This window comes from Anaerovorax sp. IOR16 (assembly GCF_017168145.1).
Taxonomy (GTDB): Bacteria; Bacillota; Clostridia; order Peptostreptococcales; family Anaerovoracaceae; genus IOR16.
The window spans coordinates 210344-236758 of record NZ_JADQTL010000010.1; the positions used below are offsets into that span (position 1 = coordinate 210344).

The following is a 26415-nucleotide window of genomic DNA, read 5'->3' on the forward strand; positions in this document are numbered from 1 at the left end:
CTATTCCCTTTAAAATGGTCCATAATTTATCAGTGCTGCAAAAATCAAAAATGCAGACTGTAACAGGAACATAATTCCAAACAGTGGCAAGAAATAACGATACCACTTTCCAAGAGGTATCTTTGCAATACCACACATAATAGAACAAGCAGCTGTCGGCCATATAAGATTAGAAAAACCGTCTCCAAATTGATAAGCAAGAATCGCTACTTGACGATTTAATCCTGCTAAATCTGCCAAAGGAATCATAATTGGCATAATAGCAGTTGCCTGCCCGCTTCCAGATGGGATAAAGAAATTTAAAATATTTTGCACAATCAGCATTGCTTCTGCTGTAATCCAGTTTGGAAGAGATTTCATTGGTGCATTTAACGCATAGATAATCGTATCAATAATTGTCCCATCTTGAAGAATTACCAATATTGTTCTTGATAAGCCTACTACTACCATTGCAACGGTCATCTCTGAACAAGCTGTTAAAAAGTTAGAAGCAATTTTTTCTGCTTTATCACCCGCAATAATAGAAGACAACAATCCAGAAATTAAAAAGACTCCACTCATTTCATTAATATACCAGCCTCGATTTAAGGATCCAAATACAATAACACCAACCGTTAACACCATACCTAGCATTAATATTTTATGTATTGCAGTAAATTCTGCAGTATCCTTACTCAATTCTAAACGAAAAGACGAATAATCAAGTTCAGAAACAATACTTCTGGATGGATCTTTCTTAATTTTTGCTGCATAATGCATAACCCATGCAATTGCTGTCGCTAAAAATACAAAAAATACAATCCACCTCAGCCAAAGGCCTGAGAAAATAGGAAGTTCACCAAATGATTGTGCAATACCCAACGTAAATGGATTTGTAGTTGCTGCTGCAAATCCAACTGCTACAGCCATTCCCGAAATACTTAATCCTACCAGTGCATCATAACCTAATGCAATCGATAAAGCAATAAAAATTGGTATGAGTCCATAAATTGTCTCAAATTCACCATACGTAGATCCGGCCAAAGCAAAAATAGTCATAACAATAGGAATAAACCATTTACTATCTTTTGCCTTTCCTGCAAGTAAACGTTGAATCATTGCTGAAAAGGCACCAGTTTGCATAATAGAATATACCCAAAAATACCCAAATAAAATCAAGAAAATAATGGATGCTCCATTAATAAAGCCTTCTTGAATTGCTACAAACATACGGAATGGGCTTACAGGACTTTGATCTACAACATGATAAGAACTGGCATTAATCATTTCCGTACCTGTTTTCTCGTTCATCATGGTATCAAACTGCCCAGCTGGTACAACATAGGTCATTATTGTAACAATACATATAAGTATAAATAGCATAACTGTACTGCTTGGCAATTTGAACCCTTTTTTAGTTTTACCGATTTTCATGACTTCAACTCCTTCTTTATTTTAGTTCCCGCCCCCTTGTGTTTCATATATTATATATTATATATTATATATGCACAAGCAAAATTCATTTAATTTAAAATTTTCTTTCTTTTTAATGAATCGATTTGTTTTTTGTATTCCATTTCATTTTTACCGAATATGTCCACTATCTATTTTTCTATAATAAAAAAAGAGAGCTAGAATTTAACTCTAACTCTCCTTAAGATTTCATAATTCAATTAAAATTCAGCATTCTTTGGTGTTCTAGGGAACGGTAGTACATCTCGAATATTACTCATTCCCGTAATATACATAATGATACGTTCAAATCCTAAACCATAACCGGCATGTTTTACACCGCCATATTTTCTCAAATCTAAATACCAACTATAATCTTCTTCATGAAGACCAAGCTCCTTAATTCTATTTACTAAATGATCAAGGCGCTCTTCTCTCTGGCTTCCACCAATGATTTCACCTACACCTGGAACCAATAAATCCATTGCCGCAACCGTCTTATTATCGTCATTCATACGCATATAAAACGCTTTGATTTCTTTTGGATAATCGGTTACAAATACCGGCTTCTTAAAAATTTGCTCGGTAAGGAAACGTTCATGTTCGGTTTGTAAATCAATCCCCCAAGAAACTGGGTACTGGAATTCCTGACCAGATTTAAGAAGTAAATCAACGGCTTCTGTATAAGTTACTCTGGCAAAATCAGAATTTACAATATGATCCAAACGCTCTAATAAACCCTTATCAATAAATTGATTAAAGAATTCCATTTCTTCCGGTGCATTTTCAATAACATAACGAATGATGTATTTTATCATTGCTTCCGCAAGCTCCATGTTATCCTCTAAATCAGCAAAAGCTACCTCCGGTTCAATCATCCAAAATTCTGATGCATGTCTTGCTGTATTGGAGTTTTCTGCACGGAATGTAGGGCCAAATGTGTAAACATTTCGGAAAGCTAAAGCAAAGGTTTCCGCTTCTAATTGTCCGCTGACCGTTAAGCTCGTCTCTTTTCCAAAGAAGTCTTCCGAATAATCAATAGAACCATCTTCTTTCTTAGGAAGATTGTTAATATCTAAGGTAGTTACACGGAACATTTCACCTGCACCTTCACAATCACTGCCCGTAACGATTGGTGTATGCACGTAAACGAAATGATTGTCTTGGAAAAATTTATGGATTGCATAAGCTACCAGCGATCTTACTCGAAATACTGCTGAAAACGTATTGCTTCTTGGCCTTAAATGTGCAATTTCTCTCAGAAATTCTAAGCTATGACGCTTTTTTTGCAAAGGATAATCCGGTGCTGAATCAGCTTCTATGACTACTTTCTTTGCTTTTATTTCAAAAGGTTGTTTTGCTTCAGGAGTTAAAACGAGTTTCCCCTCCACATAAAGAGCTGCTGCAATTGGTGCCTTAGCAATTTCTTCAAAATTATCAATCAATTCCGTTTCATAAACAACCTGAACGGATTTAAAAAAACTTCCATCATTTAATTCTATAAAACCAAATTTATTGGAACTGCGGTTCGTCCTTACCCATCCCCGAACCACAATATCTTGCTCTTCATAACCTTGGGTATTTCGAAACAGTTCCCGCAGCTGTATATCTTTCATCTTATGTTACACTCCTTTTTGTTTATAGCGGTTTCATTGTAGGGAATAAAATAATATCACGAATGGACGGTGAATCCGTCATTAATATAATCATTCGGTCGATACCAATACCCAAACCTCCGGTTGGAGGAAGTCCTACTTCCAATGCATTAACAAAGTCTTCGTCCATAGGATGTGCTTCATCATCGCCGCCTTCAAGTTGAGCCTGCTGATCTTTGAATCTCTGATACTGATCAATTGGGTCATTTAACTCGGAAAATGCATTTGCTACTTCCCAAGTGTTGATGTATGCTTCAAATCTTCTTGTGATTCTAGGATCTTTCGGATCTCTTTTCGCAAGCGGAGATATTTCAACAGGATGTCCTGTAATAAATACCGGACCATCCAAATATTCTTCACAATGTTCCTCGAAAAGCTCAGCAATAATTGTCCCTCTTGTCATTGTCTCTGCTTCTTCTGGATCAATTCCATGAGCGATTGCTGCTTTTCTTGCTTCTTCATCCGTTTGTATTTCATCAAAATCTACACCAACCCATTTTTTAACAGCTTGTGCCATGTCCAATCTCTGCCAAGGTGGCTGTAAATCAAACTTCTTTCCTTGATATTCAATCACGGTCGTGCCGTAAAGTACCTTCGCTACATTTGCAAATACATTTTCGGTAATATCCATCATATCATCCATATCACCATACGCCTGGTATAATTCCATGGAGGTAAATTCCGGATTGTGGTTACGGTCCATACCTTCATTTCGGAACATTTTTCCCATTTCATAGACACGATCCAAACCACCTACAATAAGCCTTTTTAAGAATAGCTCGTTGGAAATACGCATTTTCATATCGATATCTAAAGTGTTATGGTGTGTAGAAAACGGACGTGCATTCGCTCCACCCGCAATTGTTGTTAAAATTGGTGTATCAACTTCCAAAAATCCTCTTTCTTCTTCTAAGAATCTCTTTACTTCATGAATAATCTTAGAACGTAGAATAAAGGTATCTCTCACTTCAGGATTCACAATTAAATCTACATATCTCTGACGATAACGCATATCTTGGTCTTTTAAACCATGCCATTTATCCGGAAGTGGCTGTAAGGACTTAGATAACAATACCAATTCCTTTACTTTAATGGATATCTCTCCATGTCTTGTCTTAAAGACTTCTCCTTTAATTCCAATAATATCACCCAAATCGTATGTTAAAAATACTTCATATTCTTCCGGTGTGATGGCATCCTGTCTCACATAGCACTGAATGCGGCCCTGTTTATCCTGAATATCCACAAAGGAAGCTTTTCCCATTTGACGTTTGGCCATAATACGACCTGCCATAACAACAAATTTTCCTTCCACTTGTTCAAAGTTATCTTTAATATCTTTGCTGTGATGGTCAACATCCCATCTTTCAATTAAGAAAGGATTTCTTCCCATATCCTGCAATTTTGTTAACTTTTCACGACGGATTCGAACCTGCTCGCTGTGCTCTTGCTCCTCTGTCTGAGGAGTCATTGTGTTCATTTCTTCACTCATAAATGCCCTCTTTCCCGGATATTACAAAATATCCCTTTGTCTATTGTATTTTTTAAGTCTATTGTATTTTTTATTATTTGGTAATTTCCATAATTTTATAACGAATCAAACCGATTTCAGCTTGAACTTCAGCAACATCACCAACTGCTTTTCCAAGCAGTGCTTTTCCGACCTTAGACTCGTTGGAAATTCTTCCTTCAAAAGGATCTGCTTCTGTAGATCCAACAATACTGAACTCCATAACTTCCCCTTCATCCAAGTCCTTTACTTTAACCTTTAATCCTAAATTAACATGTTCTCCAGTTAATTCAGAATCATTAATAATCTTACCCTTTCGGATCATATTTTCCAATTTTAATATCTTTTCTTCTAATTCAGCTTGTTCATTTTTCGCAGCGTCATATTCAGAGTTCTCAGAAATGTCTCCATAGGAAATGGCTTCCTTGATACGCTCCGCAACCTCAGCTCTTCTTACCGAAACCAATTCCTCATGCTCTGCTACAATTTTATCATAGCCTTCTTTGGTTAATAAGATTTCATCTGCCATAGCATGTTCTCCTTTTCTACTCTTATAATTTTCGCATATTTACTAATTCTATGCTCTTTTATTTTCCTTATGATAAAATCAGCCATATTCTTTTTGCTGGTTTACACCCAGCGATTCAATATTCATAAAATTATAAATCAAATGTGAAAGTTTGTCAATTAAATGTTCCGGCGCTTAAAATTCTCAAGTAATTCCAGTAATTGCTTCGCTTCTTGTATCTCATTTACCTGCCTCCGAATTTCTGCTGAACCGTATACACCCTTTAAATACCAACCCACATGTTTACGCATTTCTCTTACCGCAGCATACTCACCTTTTTCTGCTAAAAGATCCGTCAGTTGCTTTTTTATCGTGTCTACTTTTTCTTCAAACGAAGGTGCCTCTGGCAGAGATTCTCCATTCCAAAGCGCTAGAGCTTCTTTGAAAATCCATGGATTTCCAAGTGCACCTCGAGCAATCATTACAAAATCACATCCGGTTTCTTCCATCATCCGTATGGCATCCTCCCCGCAAAAGATGTCACCATTTCCAATCACAGGGATTCCTACTGCATTTTTTACTTCTTTTATATATGCCCAATCAGCCTTTCCGGTATAAAATTGCTCTCGGGTTCTTCCATGAACTGCAATGGCAGAAGCTCCTGCTTTTTCCATTGCTTCTGCAAAGGCAACGACATTTTTTGTCTTCTCATCCCATCCAATTCGTGTTTTTACTGTAACAGGCTTCCCTGCATTTGCAACCGCTGCTTCCACAAGCTGTACAGCAAGTTCAACATCCTTTAACAATGCTGCGCCTTCCCCATTCTTTACTACTTTAGGGACTGGACATCCCATATTGATGTCAAGCAAGCAATTGTCACGTTCCGCCAGTGTTTTCGCTGTGATTTCCATAATCTTTGGGTCGGCACCAAAAACCTGAAAGGCCACGGGCTTTTCCTCATCGTAAATACGAAGTAGGCGCTCTGTGGCTTTGTCATTATAGAAAAGTCCTTTCCCACTGACCATTTCAGAATATACAAGGCCTGCGCCCTGTTTTTTACAAAGGCTTCGAAAAGCTCCGTCTGTAATTCCCGCAAGTGGTGCCAGAAAAAAGGGATTTTCAAATGAGACAGAGCCTATGCTTAATTTTTTATTTTTATTTACTTTCAAAATCTTCACCAATACCCACTATCCGTGGTGCTTGCCTTTTCCATTTCCATGAGAACAACGATTTTTCTCATAAATAATTTTAAGACCCTCTAACGTTAACATTTTATCTACGTAATCAATACAGTCAATGCCACTTTCAATCAACGTTGCAAGTCCCCCTGTAGCAACAACAATTGGTTCACGCTCACTTTCACAGCATTCCTTCAACTCTTTTTTCATTCTTTTTACGATATAATCAACGACTCCCATATGTCCATAGACCAAACCGGATTGCATACTCTCATTGGTATTTTTACAAATGGTATGCCCAGGCTCTTCTAATTCTACACGAGGCAGCTTTGAAGTTTTCTCAAATAAAGCATCGGAAGAAATCTTAATTCCGGGAGCAATTGTCCCTCCCAAGTATTCGGATTTGTCCGAAACCGCACAAAAAGTCGTAGCTGTTCCAAAATCAATAATTACTAAAGGACCGCCATACTTTGCCAAAGCAGCTACCGCATTTACAATACGATCAGCTCCGACTTGCTTTGGATTATCATATTTTACAATCAGTCCGGTTTTAATCCCCGGTCCGATCACAATGGCACGTTTGTTAAAGTATTTTTGCGACAGATGCTGTAGCGTATAAAGAATGGACGGAACTACTGTAGAAATAATCACATCACGTACTTCCGATATATCAAGCCCTTCATATGCAAAAAGTTGATTGATAACCATTCCGTATTCATCTGCACTCTTATCTTTGTCTGTTTCCATTCTCCAATTCTGGATCAAATCACCGTCTTTAAAAACACCAAGTACGATGTTTGTATTTCCCACGTCGAATGCTAATAACATTTACTAGTTCTCCTTTAATTTCTGAAAGTATTTATAACGATTTTACCATTTTTTCAATTCGACTCACTGCCAATGCCATCATCAAACCAGGTACAATCGTATTGCCAGTAATGTCTACACCCAAAATTTCTTTGATTCGTTTTAATCGATACTGTACTGTATTTGTGTGAATATCCATAAGGCGAGAGGTTTTCGCTGTATTTAGACCTGCATCCAAAACGAAGGATTCTAACGTGTCCAACAACTGTTTTGCTTTTGTCTCTCCTGCACTTTTTAACGGTTTCAGTAAATCCAAATAATTCTTTTTCACTTGTCCACCTTTTAGTGAGATGTTCACACAATCCGAAGCAAGCGCTAGTTCATACTTAGAAAAGGCTCGTTTCTGCGGAAAAATAAGTTGAATGAATGGTTCCGTCTCATTGATAATTTGAAATGCACTTCCAGCATCCTCAATACCATCAATTCCATTAAAATAAAAGATTTTTTTTGCGCCAACTCCTGCAAGTTGTTTGGCTAACTTCTTCCACTCTTCTTCTCCTATTTGAATCGCATCTGCATTAGAAAGCAAAACACCGCAAATTTCATCTCCCTCTGCAATTTTTAAACTATGAATTTCATATTCTTTTTCAAAATTAGCTAAAATTTTCAAACCAGCATCCTTGTCCACTTCAGGAATATCATAAATTCCTTCAATCTTCGCATCACTGAATTCTGCTTCAGACTTTAAGCTGTAAGCTAGACTCTTGTTGCCCCTACGGAGTGCTTTAATAAATTCTGCAGTCAAATCACGTTCCGGCGAATATTTCCACATTCCCATTGCCAACTCAATAATTTCCGCAAGCTTCGCAATTTCTTCCTGCGAATAAGATTCATCATTGTCAACTAGCATTAAATAATGACGAATGCCATTGATGCTAACCGGCCCCCAATAAGTAAGCACACCATTTACATCCACACGGGTATTAATCTGATTTTTATCCACATCTTTTTCAATCCCATGCCGGATGGCATCCTCAATTGTGGCTCGATGCTGTGTTTCAACTGAAAAAACGGTATTAAAATCTTGGCTAAACAAAACAATTTGAAAATTATTGTTGATCGCTGCTTCTCTTGCTGCAGATTGAAAACTACTGTGTTTTTCAAAATTCAACAAGTGATAAATCGTATTGCTAATTAAACTGTTGGAAAACGTTTCCCTCATTAAAAATGCCCCCTTACAGACACGAAACGCAGGGATTTCCCCTGCGCCTCAGATCCACTATTCTTCGTCATCAGAGTCAGCGTCATCTACCATTTCTTTCAGTTCGGATTGCTCTTCACTCGATTCCTCAATGGCTGGTTCTGTGTCGTTTAAAGTTTCCTCCACATCCCATGCGGCCTCTTTTGCTTCTTCCTTATCCGCTTCTGCCTTTACCTGTTCCATATCTCGAACTTCCTTGATAATCTCTTCAGAAGTCTTATCTCCACTGAACAAATCTTCAAATTGAGTACCATCTAAGGTTTCAATTTCAAGCAGCACATGCGCTACTTGGTGAAGTTTCTCCATATTCTCGTTTAATATCTGCTCAACCTTTTCAAACTGCGCTTCTACAATCGTCCTTATCTCATGGTCAATTCTTGAAGCAACTTCCTCGGAGTAATTCTTCTTAGAAGTAAAATCTCTTCCTAAGAAAACTTCATCCGATTCACTGTAGCTAACTGGTCCAAGCTCATCACTCATACCATACTTCGTAATCATACCTCTTGCAATATTCGTTGCACGTTCCAAGTCATTGCTAGCACCAGTACTGATGTCATTTAACGTAAGCTTTTCAGCAACACGGCCACCGAGGAGATGAGCAATCTGCTCTTCCATATCCGTTTTGGTCATATAGTATTTGTCTTCCTTTGGTAAAATCATCGTAAAACCACCAGCTCTGCCTCTCGGCATAATGGTAATTTGATGAACCGGGTCCGTATGAGGAAGTACTCTCGCAACGATTGCGTGTCCGGCTTCATGAAATGCAGTTAACTTACGTTCTGCTTCACTAATTACTCTGCTTTTCTTTTCCGGACCTGCAATTACTTTTGTAATCGCCTCTTCAATATCTGCCATGTGTATTTTACTGCCATTTCTTCTTGCAGTAAGCAAAGCTGCTTCATTCAATAAATTTTCAATGTCCGCTGGAGTAAATCCAGGTGTTCTTCTTGCTAATACCTTAGGGTCAACTGTTTCATCAAGCGGCTTATTTTTCGCATGCACTTTGAAAATTGCCTCTCTGCCCTTAATATCCGGTACTCCTATTACAACCTGACGGTCAAAACGTCCCGGTCTTAAAATCGCTGGATCCAATACATCCGGTCGGTTGGTTGCTGCAAGAATAATGATTCCTTCATTTACGCCAAATCCATCCATTTCAACTAAAAGTTGATTTAACGTTTGTTCTCTTTCATCATTTCCACCGCCAATTCCAGCGCCTCTTCTTCTTCCAACCGCATCAATTTCATCGATAAAAACAATACACGGCGAATTTTTCTTTGCTTGCTCAAACAGATCTCTAACACGGGAAGCACCGACACCTACAAACATTTCTACAAAGTCAGAACCACTGATTGTAAAAAACGGTACACCTGCTTCTCCTGCTGCAGCTTTTGATAAATAGGTCTTTCCAGTTCCTGGAGGACCGACAAGCAATATCCCCTTTGGAATTCTAGCTCCTAAGCTTACATATTTTTTGGGATTTTTTAAGAAGTCAACAACTTCTGTTAATTCCTCTTTTTCTTCATCCAACCCAGCCACATCAGCAAAGGTTACTTTTTTCATATCTTCTTCTTTATGAAGACGCGCTCGGCTCTTACCAAAGGTCATTACACCTTTTCCTCCGCCTTGCCCCTGATTCATAAATGAAAACCAGAAAAAAGCGAAGATTACAATCATTACAAGCGTAGGCAGCAGATTCCAAATCCATCCGGAATTATCCGGTTTTACACTTGGTACTTTTAATATTCCCTCAGCGGCCTGCGGCATAACATAGGTCTGGCTAACCTGCATCAACTCATAAGGAGTTGGTGCATAAGCACTTACTATGGTTCCATTTTTCAAGGTTCCCTTAAGGTGTGTGTCCTTTATCGTCAACTCGGTTACCTGTTGTTTTTCCAAATAGGTTACCATCTCTGAAAACTCAATCGATTTAATCTCTTTTGCTGGCACTCCTTTATATACCCATGCCATCACAACTACTATGACAAAGATTAGTAAGTATATCCCAACATTTTTTGCTGTTCTATTCAATTTAATATTGTTCCTCCTACCTCTTAACTTTTCATTTTCTAATTACACTCAGTAATGCTTTATTTTATCATATTCTTTCATCGTATTCAAGCAAAAGGATGACTTCTGATTTCTCGGTCACCTTGTAGTTTTCATTGGTTGCTTCTCCGATAATCCAAAGAATTTCTGATCCGCATGCAACCAAAGGTATTTTATCACGTAATTCTTTCGGAATTTTCCGATCAACAAAATAGTTTTGTAGTTTTTTTGTACCTTTCATTCCAAATGGGCGTAAAAAATCGCCTGGCTTTCTTGTACGAAGTACCAACGGCATTCCAGTTGCTTTTACAGCATTATAATCAAAAGCTCGTTTATTTTTTTCCATTTTTTTTAAATTCGGAACATCTTCCCACTTCACCAGTTTTTCCTTTAGTTCTCCATTTAATGCATTCTCTTGTATCTGCTTATCCATATAAATTGTTTTATCATTTTTTTTATTTTTTAATATGAAATTTTCTTCATATACGATTCCAACTTTGTCATATGCAATTCTTAACCGATAACCATTTGGAAACTCCGCAGTGCTGGGTTGGCTTCCAGTTTGAATTAAATGATCTGCATGCTCCAAATGAACTGCGGATACATTTTGAAAAAGTCCTTTTTCTTTTAACATTAAAAGTAAAATCCTCTTTCTAAGTGCCGCAGGTTGTTGCTGCAAACGCTTTAAATCAACAAAAGTCAATTCGGTCTGCATATCGATCTTATCCCCTTTACAACTTTGAAGCTGACAATAATTCCATGCTTTTTTCGCTTCATCGTTTAAATACGATGCATCTTCAGATACGATTTTAGACAAACGTGTTAAAGCACCAATCACGTTTTGATTAAAATATTGCTCCATATAAGGAATTAACTCCAAGCGAATTCGATTTCGGGTATACACCGTTTGTAAATTCGTATGATCAATACAAGGATTCAAATGGTTCTCGTTGCAATATTGCTCAATCTCTTCTCGAGAAACATCCAAAAGAGGACGAATAACACCATCCTTTCTTTTATATTCAATTCCAATCAATCCATCGAGGCCTGTCCCTCTCATAATCCTCATTATTATTGTTTCGGCTTGATCATTTTGATTTTGTGCAACCGCAATCACAACGTCATCAAGAGAATTCTGTCTTTTCAACTCTTCTTCAATTCGTTTTTTTTCTTCAAAGAATGCTTGATAGCGTACTCTGCGCCCAGCATCTTCTGTACTTAATCCTTCCTTCTTTGCAAGTTCTCCTACATCACAGGAAACTACTTTACAAGGGATTTGCATAGAAGCGCATACACGTTCTACAAAAGCTTGATCTCGATCCGCAGCTTCACCACGAAGCTGATGATTTACATGCACTGCAAAAATTTGTATAAAAAACTCTTTTTTTATTTCTTGTAATACGGATAACAAGCATAATGAATCCGGACCGCCGGAAAATCCTACAACTACTCGAGTTCCTTCTCGAATTAATTCATGCTCTTTAATTGTATTTTTTACTTTTTGAATGACTTCCATCTTCACTCTCCTTTTTAAGAGTCTTCTATTATTAGTTTAACAAAAAAAAAAGATTTCTCAAAATAAATTTGAGAAATCTTTTTTAAAAGGTAAAGAAGGATATTTGGAAAAGAGAATATCCTTGTTATAGGATGGTCGTTACAATTACAGTCATATCATCACGTTCACGAATCCCACAGCGTTCGACTGCTTTATTAATAATCAAATCCGCTGCTGTTTGCGGATCGGTTGATTTAATTCCGGCAATCGCTTCTTTGAGCCACAAAAGCCCCAATTCTCCTCGATCCGCTTCTGTAATTCCATCGGAAACAAGAATAATTTGATCGCCTTTTCGTAAGGTGACTTCTAAGGATTCAATTGGAATCTGATCAATAATACCGATTGGCAAAGCAGAAACTTTAATCATATCCACCTCATTGCCACGTTTAATAAAAGTTGCAGCTCCTCCTATTTTAAATAATTTCATTCGCCCTGTATATAAATTCAGCAATGCCAAATCAACTGTAGAAAATATTTCTTCAGTGGATTTTACAAGAAGAATGGAATTAATGATTTTAAGCGCCAACTCCGCATCAAATCCTGCTTTCATTAAATAATGCAAAGTATTAACCGTTAAAGCACTTTCCTCAGCCGCTTTTTTTCCCTTTCCCATGCCATCACTGAGAACCATCATATATTCTCCAGGTCGAAACTCTGTACAAAGATAACTGTCTCCTGATATTCCCTCTGCCTTCGCATATGTGGAAACACCCCTTTGCACACTGTATCGTACAACCTTAGGAATTAAACGTTCCCCTTGTCCAACGGTTTCAATCTCCTCCATCATACCGCCTACTGCTTTTGCCATGCCCCGAAATTGACACGCCATTACTTGACGACTGTTTTCTGCACTGCGAAGTCTTGCTTCCCCTCGAGATTTTCCGTAAGCCAAAGATAAATATTGAAACGTATCGTAATAATTTTTAAGCTTTGCTTTCATCTGCTTTTTGGCAACCAATTCATAACGTGCTCCGGGCCTACCGACTTTTGCCAATAGAAGGTCTACCTTTTGTAAGATTCTACTCGGTATTAATACAAAAATGGCACCGGCCAAAACCGGTTCATACACTGCCATATATAAATCTGGATTTCCTCTAAGAACACCAAAACAAAGGCACACTCCCATAAATCCCAGTGCACATAAAATTCGATGTTCCCGACGAAGAACTCCAGCCGTCATTCCACCGCAAGCTAGGATTCCACTAATCGAAGGCATCCCATTTGCAAGCCCCATAATCATGAGTCCCCCTACTACACCGCAAACCGCTCCTTCCATAATTCCTAATTTATAACCTATCATAATGGATAACAACAAAGCGCCTATGTAAACGGGAGAAAGTTCAAAAATCAATGAAGGAAAAGCCCCTGCAACGAAAACCAAAGCCACAATCGTGACCGTTGCAATATTTTCGGCAGTCGACTTCTGTTTGCTTGTATTCTCCTCCATAAGTGTAAACATTCTTGCAAAAATATGTGTAAAAAACAATATGAGAAGTCCTTCTCCTCCAATCTTTACACCATCGTATAAATAAAAAACTTGACTATTCAAACCATACACAACTTTTATTATTATAGTAATCCCAGCCGCAAACATAGCACGCTTTGAAAGAGAGAGCCAATTCTTTTTCCAAAAGAAGAAAAACACTCCGCAAACACCAACTGCAAGCAAATCTCCCCAAAGCGGGTATCCAACCTTTTGATTTGTCAGAAGACTTAAAAGAATAACGGGAAGTACATAAATATTCCCCTTTTCCCGACTCATAAGTAAGGTAACCAGCGCAACCCCACAAGGATACATATAATAAAAAAATGAAACTCGTGATACAAAAAAAGCAAATACTAACGTCCCAATTATAGAAAAAATCAACGAGAGATTTTCCCCTTTTATTTTTTGCCTTTCTGCTAATACCGTTTTTAAATTATCCATGAGCAATTCCATGTTTTCTTTCCTCCTGTTCCCCTTAATGATTCCATCCAGAACCGAAAGCTTGTCCTCAGTATATCGAAAAGAAAGTATTTTTTTTGTAAAAATCTGCTCATAATTCGGATAATTTAATGACAATTTATTCCTTTCCTCTTACCTTTTTCCCATTTTTTCCTTCTTTCTTATCTTATTACCCTTCAATATCAAAGAATCGTTTGGCATTTTTACACGTAATTTCTGCCACTGTCTCATAGCTCATTCCCTTAATTTCTGCAATTTTTGCTGCTGTATGTTCTACAAATGTAGGTTGATTTCTTTTCCCTCGAAATGGCACAGGCGTCAAATAAGGAGAATCAGTTTCAATCAATAAGTGCTCTAAATCAATTGCTTCCACTACCTCTACCGTCTTTCTGGCATTTTTATACGTAATCGGTCCTGCAATAGATAGAGTTGCTCCTAACTTAACATACTGCTCTGCCAGTTCTCTGCTGCCGGAATAACAATGTAAAAGTAAGCGCGCATCCGGCAGCCCTGATGGCTTTTTAGGGAAACACTGCAACCGTACCGGAGCGAATACCCCCTCCTCTTTTAAAATACGAAGTACATCATCATTGGCTTCTCGATCATGAATAATAATCGGCATTTTTAACTCTAAAGCCAATTGCAGTTGTCTGCGAAACCAATACTTCTGATCCTCTCTTTCCGAATTATCATAATGATAATCCAAACCAATTTCTCCGATCGCCTTTACCTTTGGTTTTTTTGCAAGCCCTTTAAATAGCAATAACATTTCTTCATCCATATTTTTCGTGTCATGTGGATGACAACCAACCGCTGCATAACACCAAGGGTATTTCTTCGCATCTTCAATCGCCTTTATCGAGCTCTCAAAATCAAATCCAACATCCATTACATAGGACATCTGTGAATCTTCAATTTGCTTGCATACCTTTTCCCTATCAAAGTCAAAACGCTCATCATTAATGTGCGCATGTGAGTCAAATAACATAATATCTCCTCCTCATAAATCGTGAAAACAGCTCGTCCTCCAAATTGAGACGAGCTGCCATTCATTCTTTATTTCATTCAGCACTGTTAGCTTACAATTTCTCCATCTCTTGCAATGGTTGTAACAAATTCACATCGTCCGCCATTTTCTGCAAACAGAAGCATACCATTGGATTCTTCTCCACGCAGCTTTCTTGGTTTTAAGTTGGCTACTACAATGACCTTTTTTCCGATGCATTCTTCCGGTTTAAAATCCGCAGCCACGCCAGAAATAATCTGACGAACTTCTTTTCCCATTTTTATTTGGAAAATGAGTAATTTATCTGCTTTCGGATGTTTTTCGCAAGAAAGTACTTTACCAACACGGAAATCAATCTTTGCAAAATCATCATATTCAATCGCATCTTTATATGGAACTTCCGGAGCCTCACCTTCCGCTTCTCCTTCTTCCTTCTCTGCGTTTACAGCATTGTTCGCTTCTGCTTCCGCCTTAGCTTGTTCCTGCATTGCAGAAAGCTCTGCAAGTTCTTTTTCAATATCTAACCGAGGGAATATTCCTTCACCCTTCTTTACTTGGTCTCCGTTCATCATATCAAAGGTAAATGCATCCTCCCAAGCAACATCTGCATACCAAATTCCGAGCTGCTTTCGAATCTTCGTTGATGTAGTATGCATAAACGGATAAATTAATATGGAAACAATTCGAAGAGATTCTGCCAAATTATGAAGCACTATATTTAAACGATCTTTATTCGCTTCATCCTTTGCTAAAATCCAAGGTGCATTTTCATCAATGTACTTATTTGTTCTTCGAATGAGTGTCCAAATTTCTTCTAAGGCTAAGCTGAAGCTGAACTTATCCATATGCGCTTCTACCTTACTAGCAGTACCGATTGCCAATGCTTTCAGTTCACCATCGGTTCCTTCATCCGCACCTGCTCCTGGAACAATCCCTTCATTATATTTCTCTATCATGGATACGGTTCTACTTACTAGGTTTCCAAGATCGTTTGCCAAATCAAAGTTCATACGGTTCAACATCACTTCATTGGTAAATAAACCATCCTGTCCAAAGGTATATTCACGTAACAAGAAATACTTTAATGCATCTACCCCGTAACGCTCAATTAGTTTCACAGGGTCTACGACATTTCCTCTCGATTTGGACATTTTGCCGCCTTCTAAGAGAATCCACCCGTGTCCCAATACCTTCTTTGGTAGAGGAATCTCAAGAGACATCAACATTGCAGGCCAAATAATGGAGTGAAAACGTACAATTTCCTTTCCAACCAAATGCACATCCGCAGGCCAATACTTTTGATACTTTTCCGGATCATCCGGATAGCCTAATGCAGTGATGTAGTTTGAAAGTGCATCCAGCCACACATAAATAACATGTTTTTCATCAATCGGAACTTGAATACCCCAATCAAAACTGGAACGAGAAATACAAAGATCTTCCAACCCCTGCTTTACAAAATTTAACATCTCATTTCTTCTGGATTCCGGCTGTAAAAATTCAGGGTTTTGCTCGAAAAGTTCTATTAATTTATCTTGATATTTGGAAAGCCTAAAAAAGTAAGCCGATTCCTTTGCTTTTTCTACCGGTCTTCCACAATCGGGACACTTACCGTCCACAGCTTGTGTCTCTGTCCAAAATGATTCACATGGTGTGCAGTAAAGTCCTTCGTATTCACTTTTATAGATGTCTCCCTTTTCATACATCTTTTTAAAAATTTCCTGTACCCTTTTTACATGTCGCTCTTCCGTCGTTCGAATAAAATCATCATAGGATATCTCCATTGTTTTCCAAAGTTCTTTGATTCCATCTACGACATGATCCACATAAGCCTGTGGCGTGGTATTGTTTTCATCCGCAATTTTTTGTATTTTTTGGCCATGTTCATCCGTTCCTGTCAAAAACATAACGTCATAGCCGGTCAAACGCTTAAAGCGTGCCATCGCATCTGTCATTACCGTACAATAGGTATGTCCAATATGAAGATTGGAGCTTGGGTAATAAATCGGTGTTGTAATGTAATAAGGTTTTTTTGTCATTTGCATTCTCTCCTTTTTACGCCGTGCGAATGAGCACAGTCGTTTTTTGATTGCTTCTTTAAAAAACTATACCTATATCTTATGGAAAATGCAAGCAAATACACATCTTACTTTATAAATTAGCCAAATTTTATACAAAATTCCGGTTCATCAGCGTTTTCTCGCACCAATGCAATCACTGGAATCCCCGTGAGGCGTTCAATTTGTCTTCGATTATCCTCATGCAAATAATTCCCCTCTTCATAATGATTTAATATAATCCCCTGAATTGAAATATTATGTTTCTTTGCAAAATCGACTGTTAATACAACTGTGTTTATGGTTCCCAAACCTGCAGATGCAACAATCATCAGCTCTAGTTTAAGCATCTGTATAACATCCGCTAACATTAAGGGGTCTTCATCTAACCTAAGAGGGCAAACAATGCCCCCGCAGCCCTCTACAACCATATAATCAAATTCCTGGCTTACTCTAAGAAAATCTTCTAAGATTTTTTCCTTTTTAATAAGCTTATTTTCCAGCTTTGCGGCTAAGTGAGGAGAAACGGCCGGTTCAAATGCATAACTTACCAGCTCCTCTGCATTTTTCTCTAATCTTGCTGTACTGCAAACATAATGAACATCACTGTCAATCAATATTCCCTCTTTTTTTTCGGCACCACTTAGCACTGGTTTAAAATAGCCTGCATGAATTCCCTGTTTTCGCAGATATTTTACAAGAAGAGCAGAAACAAAAGTTTTACCGATATCCGTTCCGGTTGCCGTAATAAAAATTCCTTTCTTCCTAACTTTCATCTTTTAGCCTCCTTATTTTAAATCCGATTTTTTTTAGCATTTTTTTATCTTCCAGTATACTGATTCCTGAAGTGGTAAGCATATCACCTGAAATAGCTGCATTCGCGCCTCCTTGAAAGAGAGACCTCCCCTTATCAGAAAGCCGTCCTCTTCCTCCTGCAATTCGCAACACTGCCTTTGGAAGAATAAAACGAAAAATCGCTATACTTCTTCTAATTTCTTCTAACTCTAACAATGGCAAATTGCCAAACGGTGTACCCTTTATCGGATTTAAAATATTAATAGGTATGGAAGTAATGTGAAGTTCCTTTAACGCAAATGCCATATCAATTCGATCTTCCATGCTCTCACCAAGTCCTAATATACCGCCGCTGCAAACCTCAAGTCCTGCATTTTGAGCAGCCTGAATGGCAGCGATTTTTTCCTGATAGGTATGTGTGGTACAAATATTTTTAAAATAATTTGGAGAAGTTTCTAAATTATTATGGTAACGGCCAAGACCTGCTTTCTTTAATTTTATAAATTGTTCTTGTGTTAATAACCCATGTGAAGCGCAAAGGGAAATTTTGCACATACTTGCAATGCTTTGATAGCTTTCCACTAAAACTTCAACTTCTTCATCTGATAAAGTTTTCCCGGATGTCACCGTTGAAAATCGTAAGATTCCCTGCTTCTCATTATAAAGCGCAGCATTCTGTAACTGCTCTTTTGTAAGTAATGGATGCTCTTGTATACAGGCATTATAATGTAACGATTGTGCACAATACTTACAATCCTCTGTGCATCCTCCACTTTTTGCATTAATAATGGTACATAAATCAAATGCATTTCCACAATAAAAACTCCGGATTTCATTTGCCGCACTAGCTAGCAAATCAACATCTTTTTTAACTAAATCGAAAGACTGTTGTCGGTCAATTTCCCCTCCAGACAACACAAATTCTTTGTAATTTTTTATCTCCATTTTAAGTTCTCCTTCTTTAATGCGAAGATAATCCGCCGAGCAAGGCTAGCCGCTATAATACACAAAACCGTATCTCCTGGAATGTCCAAAGGAAAAGCGGAAAGTAATATAATAGAAAATGGAGTGACTTCGCCCATATAGTAGTTGAGAATGGCGTATTTATAAATAAAGCCAATCATATAAGTTGTCACCATGCCCACCAATGCAGAATACAAGGAATACCTAAACGTTAACGTATCAACCTTTTCACACAACAGCCCGACAATAAAAGCTGCTACAATAAATCCTATCAAATATCCAAAGCTTGGTCGAAATACATAACTAATTCCCCCACCAGCTGCAAATATCGGAAACCCTACAAGCCCTGCCGCAACATATACAGCTACTGAAATCATCCCCATTTTTGATCCTAGAATCATTCCTGCTAACAGAACAAAAAGAAATTGTAACGTAAAATAGTCCATAAAAGGTACCGGTATTTGAATAAATGCTCCAACTGCAATCAATGCAGAAAACAAAGAACACAGTACTAATTCTTTTGATCTAATTTTTCTTTTTAATGTCATATAATTTACTCCTTATAGAAAACAAACTTTATTTTGTTGTCAGTAATTTTTCTTATTATAATATGAAAAGAACCTATTGTAAACTATTTTTAAAATATAGTTTACAATAGGTTCTTGAAACAATCATCCTTATTTACTGCTTGGAGCCCTAAGGCCTTGCAGCATTGCAAATTCTGACTCATAATGAATGTCAACAATCGAAGCCGGATCTATTTTAATATGCCAAATATCATCCAAATCAATTTTAAGTAAATATGATAATGCGGATCGAATCACCATGGAATGGGTAACAAATACTATGGTTTGCTCTTTCGAATGTCTTTGAAAAATTTCTTCTAAAAACAATTTCACTCGATCCCGTACCATTTTAAAAGATTCTCCCTGTGGAATCACATAATGAGTGTAATTATTTATTAACGCATCGTACTCTTTTTCATACTTTTTCTTCGCCTCTTCGTTTGACATATTTTCAAAGATTCCGCAATGCATTTCGAGGATTCGCTCTTCAGACCGAATATCAGTAAAATTATGATCCTTTGCAATCTGCTCTGCTAAAAATGTTGTTCTTTTTGAAGGACTTGCATACATCACATCGAAATCCAAATTTCTCATCTGCTCTACTACCCATAAAATGCTGGTTCTCCCTGCTTCAGAATAATCCGATTCACTTCTACCATAAATTAATTTGTTCACGTTTGCCTGCGTTTCCGGATGCCGTATAAATATTAATCTCATGTATGTCCTCCCTATATTATATCTCTTAAAGTTATTTTCATAATAAATGAATTTCTTCTTACTATCATATCGGTTAGTACGCTTTTTTTCAACTCAATAAAAAAATAGGGATGTAAGATTTCTTACACCACCCATTCTTTTTGTTTATAGAGTTTCAGTCCAGACGATAAAGAGAAAATTCCACCGCTTAATAACAGTACGGCATAAAAACTTATACCTCTGGTTAAAAGCATTGCCGGCAACAAAAAGCTCGGCGTAAATAACATTCCGAAAAGCAAGAGAAAGACACTTTCACTCACTCCCACAGAACCCGGTAATGGAAGCGCTGAAACAGCAACGGTTAAAATAGCCTGCATCGCCACCATCTGTAATGCCGTATGTCCTTTCAATCCTAAGGAAAGATATACGAAAAACGGTACTAAATATAATAACGTCAATCGAATCATTGTAATTATAAATAGCTTTCCAATTAACAACGGATGATTGCGGATATACATTGCACCCGCTTCATATTCAGAAAATAGTTTGTCCATTTTTCCTTGCCAAACATTTATTTTTTTGCATGCTTTAATATAATACAGACCTTTTAAAATAGTATGTGAACATTCGCGCAGCCGCTTTGGAAAAAATAAAGCCAATAAAATTAACATGACGCAAATAATATTAATTGCTGTACTCAATAAAAGAAGCCATTTAATCTGTACGACAGACTGTGCTAAAAAATGATATTGTAAGGCATACATAAATACACCATAAATAAGCATAGAAATCTGATAAACACTACTGATTAAAAGCAAAGCAATCATTGAATGAGAAACGTTACACCGATCTTTTGCCATAAAATAAATCTGTGCCGGCTGTCCACCTGATGCAGATGGTGTAATACCACTAAAATAGAAACCGACAAATGCATATCCTATACATCGTAAAATCGATGGCCGTTCACCCATACGATGCATCGTAGCTTTGATACAAACACCTTCCAAGATGACATAAATCACCATAATCGAAAAACCCAGTAATAAATAAGAAACATTTGCCTGTAAGATTGCCGCCGCCATCTCCTTAAGAGGAGCTTTTCGCAGTAAAAAATAGAACGTAGCTCCGATTAATAACAAGGTTACTCCTAAGAAAACGGTCGGATTTTTTTTTCATGACACCCAGTCTCCTTTTCTAATCGGATCCTTTGAACGAATCCCCTGTTCTACGCGTTTTAATATATATTCCACTGCATTCTGATTGAATTGCTCCTTTAGTGTTTTAATATTTGCCTTCATTCTCTCTAAATTGGTTTCATCCTGCATTGTTTTTTTGATTAACGCAAGACACTCTTCTTCTTTGCCGCTAATCACCGTTCCTACATGATTTCGCAAAACAAAACGCATATTATTTACTTCCTGCTGCAAAAATGGTCGGAATAATAAAAGTGGCTTTTCACAAAAAAGTGCTTCAAAAATACTGATTCCTCCCGGTTTTGTCATAATAACATCTGCATCATTCATGTACATTGCAACATTTTTTGTATAAGAAACTGCTTCCACATTCTCATATCTTCCATTTATAAGATTATATAATTTCTTATTGTTTCCTGTAATCACTGTCGTACGTACCCCATTCAGGGAATTCAGCCCTTCATAAAATTCCTTTGTCCTAGGCAATAGTCCTAATCCCCCGCCCATAACCAATAAATGTTTTGAGGCTTTTTGTCCTAATTTCTTATTTACCTTTTTCCCATCGAAATCATCTGTAATCCTATGGAAAGCTTTTCTCACCGGAATTCCCGTCACAAAAATCTTCTCTTCATAAACCCCTTTTAGTAATAACATCCGTTTTACTAATTTACTGCCAACTAAATAATAATTGGTATTTTTATGAATCCACTCTTCATGGCTGCTAATGTCAGTAATACAGGTTACTAATGTAAAGCTCGCGCCAACTTCTTCCTTATACCACGATACCAATCTGGAACAAAGCGGCAACGTTGATATGATAACATCCGGCTGCGTTTCCAAAAAAAGATTCTGTAGCTTTTTTTTAAAAAATCGGCACCAAAACGAAGTATCATTTACATTCTTATGATCTGTTTGTTTATAAATTAAATTGTAAAACGAATTTCCGCTTTTCGCTACCAAAGCAAATGTTTTATAAATGCTTTCTGCATACTCCGGCATCGTATACTCAAAAATATCCGAACAAGCAATGTTTGCCGTCGGATATTTTTCCATAATCTCTTCCTTCAGTGCTTGGGCCACAGCAATGTGGCCCATCCCAAATTTCCCCGTTAGAATTAATACGTTCATTTTTCCCCCTAATATCCTTCTTTATCTCTTGTATCCTTTTACCCTTTATATCTTGTTTTTTCTTTTGCTTTCTCTTCCCCTTTTCCCTTACAAAGATAGTATGACACCCTTTTGTTAAATGCCTCTTAACAAAATCTTACGATTTTTTTAATTTTCTTCACTTGGTTCGAAATTAAGTTTGATATCCCCTGCACCGGCATTTAAATCTATTTTATTTTCAACATTTTTATTAACAGAACTTCCGCTTTTTACTTTTTTTCCATCTACATGAATGTCTCCCAAATCCACATCAATCTGATAAGAATAGTTGTCTTTTGAATCCAATACTTGTAGCTCGATACTCCCTAAATCACAATCGATATTGGTTTCCCCTAAAAAAACACCATTTAAATCAGCTTCCCCGCCGCTTAAGTCTGCAACCAATCCTTTTGTATTCCAATTTTCTGTTTCTAATGATCCCAAATCCAGTTCAAGCTCAGCACGATCAGCGCTTCCATTTGAAAGTGATACATCACCGGCAGCTGCGCGTACCTGTAATGTTTGAACGTTTATTTCCTTCAAATCAATAGATCCAAGGTCTACCGCTACCTGAAGATTGTTTGAATAAAAATTCTCTGCTTCCACTTCCCCCATGTCACTGACAATTCGAACATCTCGAAAAGCGGTTTGCTTTGGATAAGTGATTTCAATCACTCCTACTCCTTCCGTTCCATTAATAATATCTAATAAATCATTTGATAAACCAACCTTATCCTTTCTCTCTTCGCTTATCACTAAAGTGCCATTTTTTATTTCATGAGAAAGTTTACTGTATTCACTGTTATAGCTGTATGCAATATGAAAAGTTTCCCCCTCTTTTAATACAACTTCTTGATAATTTGTATCAACTGAAATACTTTGAAATTCTTGAAGTTCTTCTTTTACCGTCTGATCCATGGAAGATATATTCTTATGCTTGATCGCATCAAAAAGATGAGTTGGATTCATCCCAAAAACAAAAGTCAATCCCACCATAAGGATTCCCACCCCTATTAATGCTGCAGCGATGATTGTAATAATCTTAAACGTTTTATTCATTTCATTTCGCTCCCTTCGATTTACTATTTAATGCTCGGCTTAAAACCTTTGCTAAAGCACCAAATATAGCTCTTCCGGCAAATACAACCAAAATTCCTATTAGCAAAGAAATACCTACCATTATACATCCTAATCCAACGACTCCAAGACCAATTAATGGCTGTGCAAACATCCCCATAAAACCGGTTCCCAGACAAACAAATCCCGCAATAAAAACTGCCAATACGCTGACTAACATTGCAAACATTACCGCGGCAACCGTCACGACTAATCCAAAAATACAAGCTGCAACAGCAATAGCAACCGGCAAAGCAATGGGAGCCGCAAAAATAGCCAGTATGATTAACCAAATTGCAGAAACTCCTTTTTTTACTGTAGGCATGGAATCCGTACCTATCGTTTTTGCAGCAACATCTGCCATGATTTTAGATGCAATGGTCTGTGGAGAATCAAGCTCTTTTAAAACTTCCTGTTCGTTTTCTTCCCCTGCCTCATCAAAATATTCATTATAATAAGCAAGTACACTGTCCCGCTCATCCTTTGGTACCCTAGAAAGGGCATCCTCTAATTGCCTCATAAACTCTGCTCTACTCATCTTGCAATCCTCCAAACATGACTTGATCTACACGATTCTTATAATCCGTCCAATCTCTCCGATACGCCTCAACTTTTAATTTTCCTTCTTCTGTAATTGCATAATATCTTCGATTTCTCCCCTGAAACGGCTGGTCATACGTTGTCAAATAACCACTCTTTTGTAGTCTTCGCAATACCGGATACAGCGTTGATTCTGATATATCCGTTGCTTCTCGCATTTTCTGTGTTAATACATATCCATACATATCTTCATTTGACAACACAGCCAGCACACAAGCGTCTAAAAATGCAGAACCTACTTGAAATGCCATTTTTTATCCCCTTTCTGATTCTAATATTATCGTCTTATCAATACTATACGTCGTATAATATTAAATGTCAATAATATTATATATGTTTATTTATTAAATATTCCTTAACAATGCTCCTGCAAAATTACAACAAATCACAAGTCACTCTTACAGACCTGCCTAATATAATAGTATAAGTAATCATACTGACAGACTTTAAAACATTGTATATTAAAAGGAGGACTATCTATGTTAGATAACATAGCCGATAATGATTTTGACATGAATTCTATAGCCAACAAAACAGAAACCAGAACTATCATTGATGAAGCTGGAGTTATGCCCTTGCTCGAAAATTATCTTGCTGAAAATCCGAAAATCGGATATCTTGTTTTCCAAGTATTTCAAAACTCTGCATTGGAAGGTGTTCTTCCAATAGCAGATGCAACGATAACTATATGCAAGGATATGGGTGATGACTATTACATTTCTAAAGTTTTAAGAACGAATGCGGATGGGAAAACAGATCAAATTGCCATGCGAACCGTAAGTGCTAATCTTTCTCAGAGTCCTGACAATGATAAGGTATATACTACCTACGATGCCTATATAGAAGCACCTAACTTTTTGCCAGCAAGTGTAGAAGATATCCCTATTTTTGAAGGCATTACAACCATTCAACCCGTTAGTTTATTTCCGAGTTATGGATTTGCACCCACTCCCTCCTACGAAGGAGACTTAGAAACTATGTAATACAGAAAGGACATAATATATGGCTATTATCAGCCGGCCGGATCAGCCATTTATCCCCGAAGAAATTACAGTTCATCTTGGAGAGCCGGATGCTCCTGCAGAAAATGTTACCGTATCCTTTCCAAATTACATTAAAAATGTTGCTTCCAGTGAAATTTATCCTACTTGGCCGGAAAGTTCCATTCGTGCCAACATCTATGCACAAATTACTTATGCATTAAATCGAGTTTATACGGAATGGTACCGTAGCCGTGGATACGATTTTGACATAACCAATTCAACGAAATATGATCAATCTTTTGTTCCGGATCGTGATGTTTTTGAAAATGTTGCGAAAATAGTAGATGAAATTTTTAACAGTTATGTAGCAAGACAAGGTAGAATTGAGCCAATCTTTACCTCATATTGTGACGGCAGAAGAACTACCTGTGCAGGTTTATCTCAATGGGGTACTGTACCTCTCGCAGAAAATGGCTATACTCCCTATCAAATTCTACAGCATTATTATGGAGATGACATTAATATTATAAGAGACGTTCCTGTTAATGCCAATTTCGAATCCTATCCACTCTACCCCTTACGCCTAGGGAGTTTTGGGCAGGATGTAACAGTCATTCAAAATGAATTAAACCGAATCAGTCAAAATTATCCTTCTATTCCTAAAATCATTAATGATCGAAATGGAGTTTTTGGTGCAGAAACGGAAGCTGCTGTCAAACAATTTCAAAGAATTTTTAATCTAACGGTCGATGGAATCGTTGGCAGCTCAACATGGTATAAAATAAAATACGTTTATAATGGTGTTAAAGGATTGAGTGAACTTGTATCTGAAGGAATTTCCCCGGAAGAACTGGAAAGCCCGTTTGAAGTGGCTTGGCAAGAAGGATCCACAGGGATTTGGCCAAGGTTAATACAATATTATGTAAGAGTTTTAGGTTGTTATTATCCAGATGTACCAATTATAGAAATTACCGGATATTTTGGGCCGGAAACAACAGCGGCGGTTATCGCGATTCAGAAAAAATTCAATTTAATTGTAGATGGTGTTGTCGGTATTCAAACATGGGCACTCCTTGACAGTCAATACAAAAAAATCTTAAGTTATATTCCAGAAGGCTGTTTAAAAAATAAGGCTATTTATCCCGGGTATCTTCTTTCTAAAGGCATGGGTGATAATAATGTAGCATTAATGCAATCCTATCTTGATAAAATTTCAGAAGTTTATTCTGAAATCCCTAAAGTAAATAAAAATGGCCTTTTCGATGAAAAAATGGAAACCGCAGTGAGAGCTTTCCAGCAAAAATTCATGGGGGATAAATTAGGCTCTGGATTGATTGGTCCAAATACTTGGAGTAATATCGCAGCTGTCTATGAAAGCTTATAAAAGGAGAAAAA

Annotated in this window: 23 protein-coding genes; 2 read left to right on the forward strand and 21 right to left on the reverse strand. The window is 37.3% G+C overall.

What is annotated here, in order from left to right; translation table 11 throughout:
* Window positions 1–9: 9 nt before the first annotated feature.
* The 21 genes from I2490_RS11605 to I2490_RS11705 all read right to left on the reverse strand — a co-directional run bounded on the left by I2490_RS11605 (window position 10) and on the right by I2490_RS11705 (window position 24288).
* Window positions 10–1413, reverse strand: coding sequence for a YfcC family protein (locus I2490_RS11605; RefSeq protein WP_206459928.1), 1404 nt, complete (start codon window positions 1411–1413; stop codon window positions 10–12).
* Between the two features lie 239 nt (window positions 1414–1652).
* Complete coding sequence (asnS, locus tag I2490_RS11610; RefSeq protein WP_206459929.1) at window positions 1653–3047, reverse strand: asparagine--tRNA ligase; 1395 nt, start codon at window positions 3045–3047, stop codon at window positions 1653–1655.
* Window positions 3048–3069: 22 nt separating this feature from the next.
* Complete coding sequence (gene lysS, locus I2490_RS11615) at window positions 3070–4578, reverse strand: lysine--tRNA ligase (RefSeq protein WP_206459930.1); 1509 nt, start codon at window positions 4576–4578, stop codon at window positions 3070–3072.
* A gap of 73 nt (window positions 4579–4651) precedes the next feature.
* Window positions 4652–5125 (reverse strand): transcription elongation factor GreA, encoded by a 474-nt coding sequence (gene greA, locus I2490_RS11620; RefSeq protein ID WP_206459931.1) that lies wholly within the window; start codon window positions 5123–5125, stop codon window positions 4652–4654.
* 158 nt (window positions 5126–5283) lie between these two features.
* Window positions 5284–6273 (reverse strand): tRNA dihydrouridine synthase DusB, encoded by a 990-nt coding sequence (dusB, locus tag I2490_RS11625; RefSeq protein ID WP_206459932.1) that lies wholly within the window; start codon window positions 6271–6273, stop codon window positions 5284–5286.
* Between the two features lie 18 nt (window positions 6274–6291).
* On the reverse strand, window positions 6292–7110 hold the full coding sequence (locus tag I2490_RS11630) for a type III pantothenate kinase (protein ID WP_206459933.1): 819 nt from the start codon (window positions 7108–7110) through the stop codon (window positions 6292–6294).
* A gap of 31 nt (window positions 7111–7141) precedes the next feature.
* Window positions 7142–8311 (reverse strand): PucR family transcriptional regulator, encoded by a 1170-nt coding sequence (locus tag I2490_RS11635; protein WP_206459934.1) that lies wholly within the window; start codon window positions 8309–8311, stop codon window positions 7142–7144.
* 57 nt (window positions 8312–8368) lie between these two features.
* Window positions 8369–10381: an ATP-dependent zinc metalloprotease FtsH gene (gene ftsH, locus I2490_RS11640; protein WP_206459935.1), complete on the reverse strand. Its 2013-nt coding sequence runs from the start codon at window positions 10379–10381 to the stop codon at window positions 8369–8371.
* A 67-nt stretch (window positions 10382–10448) separates the two neighbouring features.
* Entirely contained in the window at window positions 10449–11915 is a 1467-nt protein-coding gene (tilS, locus tag I2490_RS11645) for a tRNA lysidine(34) synthetase TilS (RefSeq protein WP_206459936.1), read from the reverse strand.
* A gap of 124 nt (window positions 11916–12039) precedes the next feature.
* The gene (locus I2490_RS11650) at window positions 12040–13893 is read right to left on the reverse strand and encodes a SpoIIE family protein phosphatase (RefSeq protein ID WP_206459937.1); all 1854 of its coding nucleotides are present in this window, start codon (window positions 13891–13893) and stop codon (window positions 12040–12042) included.
* Between the two features lie 175 nt (window positions 13894–14068).
* On the reverse strand, window positions 14069–14887 hold the full coding sequence (locus I2490_RS11655) for a TatD family hydrolase (RefSeq protein WP_206459938.1): 819 nt from the start codon (window positions 14885–14887) through the stop codon (window positions 14069–14071).
* An 86-nt stretch (window positions 14888–14973) separates the two neighbouring features.
* A complete protein-coding gene (gene metG / locus I2490_RS11660) occupies window positions 14974–16944 on the reverse strand; it encodes a methionine--tRNA ligase (RefSeq protein WP_206459939.1) in 1971 nt (656 codons plus the stop codon).
* Between the two features lie 119 nt (window positions 16945–17063).
* Entirely contained in the window at window positions 17064–17738 is a 675-nt protein-coding gene (bioD, locus tag I2490_RS11665; protein ID WP_206459940.1) for a dethiobiotin synthase, read from the reverse strand.
* Window positions 17728–18702 carry a biotin synthase BioB gene (bioB, locus tag I2490_RS11670; protein ID WP_206459941.1) on the reverse strand — a complete coding sequence of 325 codons (975 nt, stop codon included), beginning with the start codon at window positions 18700–18702 and terminating at the stop codon, window positions 17728–17730. Before bioB ends, bioD begins: the two co-directional genes overlap by 11 nt.
* Window positions 18693–19268 (reverse strand): biotin transporter BioY, encoded by a 576-nt coding sequence (locus I2490_RS11675; RefSeq protein ID WP_206459942.1) that lies wholly within the window; start codon window positions 19266–19268, stop codon window positions 18693–18695. The genes bioB and I2490_RS11675 overlap by 10 nt, the downstream gene beginning before the upstream one ends.
* 129 nt (window positions 19269–19397) lie before the next feature.
* Window positions 19398–20003, reverse strand: a complete 606-nt coding sequence (locus tag I2490_RS11680; RefSeq protein WP_206459943.1) for a histidine phosphatase family protein — start codon at window positions 20001–20003, stop codon at window positions 19398–19400.
* A 122-nt stretch (window positions 20004–20125) separates the two neighbouring features.
* Window positions 20126–21121: a lysylphosphatidylglycerol synthase transmembrane domain-containing protein gene (locus tag I2490_RS11685; protein ID WP_206459944.1), complete on the reverse strand. Its 996-nt coding sequence runs from the start codon at window positions 21119–21121 to the stop codon at window positions 20126–20128.
* A 33-nt stretch (window positions 21122–21154) separates the two neighbouring features.
* The gene (locus tag I2490_RS11690; protein ID WP_206459945.1) at window positions 21155–22303 is read right to left on the reverse strand and encodes an MGDG synthase family glycosyltransferase; all 1149 of its coding nucleotides are present in this window, start codon (window positions 22301–22303) and stop codon (window positions 21155–21157) included.
* A gap of 147 nt (window positions 22304–22450) precedes the next feature.
* Window positions 22451–23380 carry a DUF4097 family beta strand repeat-containing protein gene (locus tag I2490_RS11695; protein ID WP_206459946.1) on the reverse strand — a complete coding sequence of 310 codons (930 nt, stop codon included), beginning with the start codon at window positions 23378–23380 and terminating at the stop codon, window positions 22451–22453.
* A 1-nt stretch (window position 23381) separates the two neighbouring features.
* Window positions 23382–23975: a DUF1700 domain-containing protein gene (locus I2490_RS11700; RefSeq protein ID WP_206459947.1), complete on the reverse strand. Its 594-nt coding sequence runs from the start codon at window positions 23973–23975 to the stop codon at window positions 23382–23384.
* Window positions 23968–24288, reverse strand: coding sequence for a PadR family transcriptional regulator (locus I2490_RS11705; RefSeq protein ID WP_206459948.1), 321 nt, complete (start codon window positions 24286–24288; stop codon window positions 23968–23970). Before I2490_RS11705 ends, I2490_RS11700 begins: the two co-directional genes overlap by 8 nt.
* Before the next feature lie 228 nt (window positions 24289–24516).
* On the opposite strand from I2490_RS11705, the gene I2490_RS11710 reads away from it, so the two are divergent.
* Complete coding sequence (locus tag I2490_RS11710; protein WP_206459949.1) at window positions 24517–25020, forward strand: hypothetical protein; 504 nt, start codon at window positions 24517–24519, stop codon at window positions 25018–25020.
* 19 nt (window positions 25021–25039) lie between these two features.
* The gene (locus I2490_RS11715; protein ID WP_209010613.1) at window positions 25040–26404 is read left to right on the forward strand and encodes a peptidoglycan-binding protein; all 1365 of its coding nucleotides are present in this window, start codon (window positions 25040–25042) and stop codon (window positions 26402–26404) included.
* The last annotated feature ends 11 nt before the right edge of the window (window positions 26405–26415 follow it).

What these genes read in the sequence shown, in the direction of transcription:
- asnS (WP_206459929.1), bottom strand. Translation starts at nt 3,047, where the DNA reads ATGAAAGATATACAGCTGCGGGAACTGTTTCGAAATACCCAAGGTTAT.
- I2490_RS11675 (WP_206459942.1), bottom strand. Translation starts at nt 19,268, where the DNA reads ATGACATTAAAAAGAAAAATTAGATCAAAAGAATTAGTACTGTGTTCT.
- bioD (WP_206459940.1), bottom strand. Translation starts at nt 17,738, where the DNA reads ATGAAAGTTAGGAAGAAAGGAATTTTTATTACGGCAACCGGAACGGAT.
- bioB (WP_206459941.1), bottom strand. Translation starts at nt 18,702, where the DNA reads ATGGAGATAAAAAATTACAAAGAATTTGTGTTGTCTGGAGGGGAAATT.
- I2490_RS11650 (WP_206459937.1), bottom strand. Translation starts at nt 13,893, where the DNA reads ATGGAATTGCTCATGGATAATTTAAAAACGGTATTAGCAGAAAGGCAA.
- I2490_RS11715 (WP_209010613.1), top strand. Translation starts at nt 25,040, where the DNA reads ATGGCTATTATCAGCCGGCCGGATCAGCCATTTATCCCCGAAGAAATT.
- metG (WP_206459939.1), bottom strand. Translation starts at nt 16,944, where the DNA reads ATGACAAAAAAACCTTATTACATTACAACACCGATTTATTACCCAAGC.
- I2490_RS11705 (WP_206459948.1), bottom strand. Translation starts at nt 24,288, where the DNA reads ATGGCATTTCAAGTAGGTTCTGCATTTTTAGACGCTTGTGTGCTGGCT.
- I2490_RS11655 (WP_206459938.1), bottom strand. Translation starts at nt 14,887, where the DNA reads ATGTTATTTGACTCACATGCGCACATTAATGATGAGCGTTTTGACTTT.
- I2490_RS11605 (WP_206459928.1), bottom strand. Translation starts at nt 1,413, where the DNA reads ATGAAAATCGGTAAAACTAAAAAAGGGTTCAAATTGCCAAGCAGTACA.
- I2490_RS11635 (WP_206459934.1), bottom strand. Translation starts at nt 8,311, where the DNA reads ATGAGGGAAACGTTTTCCAACAGTTTAATTAGCAATACGATTTATCAC.
- I2490_RS11700 (WP_206459947.1), bottom strand. Translation starts at nt 23,975, where the DNA reads ATGAGTAGAGCAGAGTTTATGAGGCAATTAGAGGATGCCCTTTCTAGG.
- I2490_RS11680 (WP_206459943.1), bottom strand. Translation starts at nt 20,003, where the DNA reads ATGAGATTAATATTTATACGGCATCCGGAAACGCAGGCAAACGTGAAC.
- lysS (WP_206459930.1), bottom strand. Translation starts at nt 4,578, where the DNA reads ATGAGTGAAGAAATGAACACAATGACTCCTCAGACAGAGGAGCAAGAG.
- I2490_RS11710 (WP_206459949.1), top strand. Translation starts at nt 24,517, where the DNA reads ATGTTAGATAACATAGCCGATAATGATTTTGACATGAATTCTATAGCC.
- I2490_RS11690 (WP_206459945.1), bottom strand. Translation starts at nt 22,303, where the DNA reads ATGAACGTATTAATTCTAACGGGGAAATTTGGGATGGGCCACATTGCT.
- I2490_RS11630 (WP_206459933.1), bottom strand. Translation starts at nt 7,110, where the DNA reads ATGTTATTAGCATTCGACGTGGGAAATACAAACATCGTACTTGGTGTT.
- tilS (WP_206459936.1), bottom strand. Translation starts at nt 11,915, where the DNA reads ATGGAAGTCATTCAAAAAGTAAAAAATACAATTAAAGAGCATGAATTA.
- greA (WP_206459931.1), bottom strand. Translation starts at nt 5,125, where the DNA reads ATGGCAGATGAAATCTTATTAACCAAAGAAGGCTATGATAAAATTGTA.
- I2490_RS11695 (WP_206459946.1), bottom strand. Translation starts at nt 23,380, where the DNA reads ATGAATAAAACGTTTAAGATTATTACAATCATCGCTGCAGCATTAATA.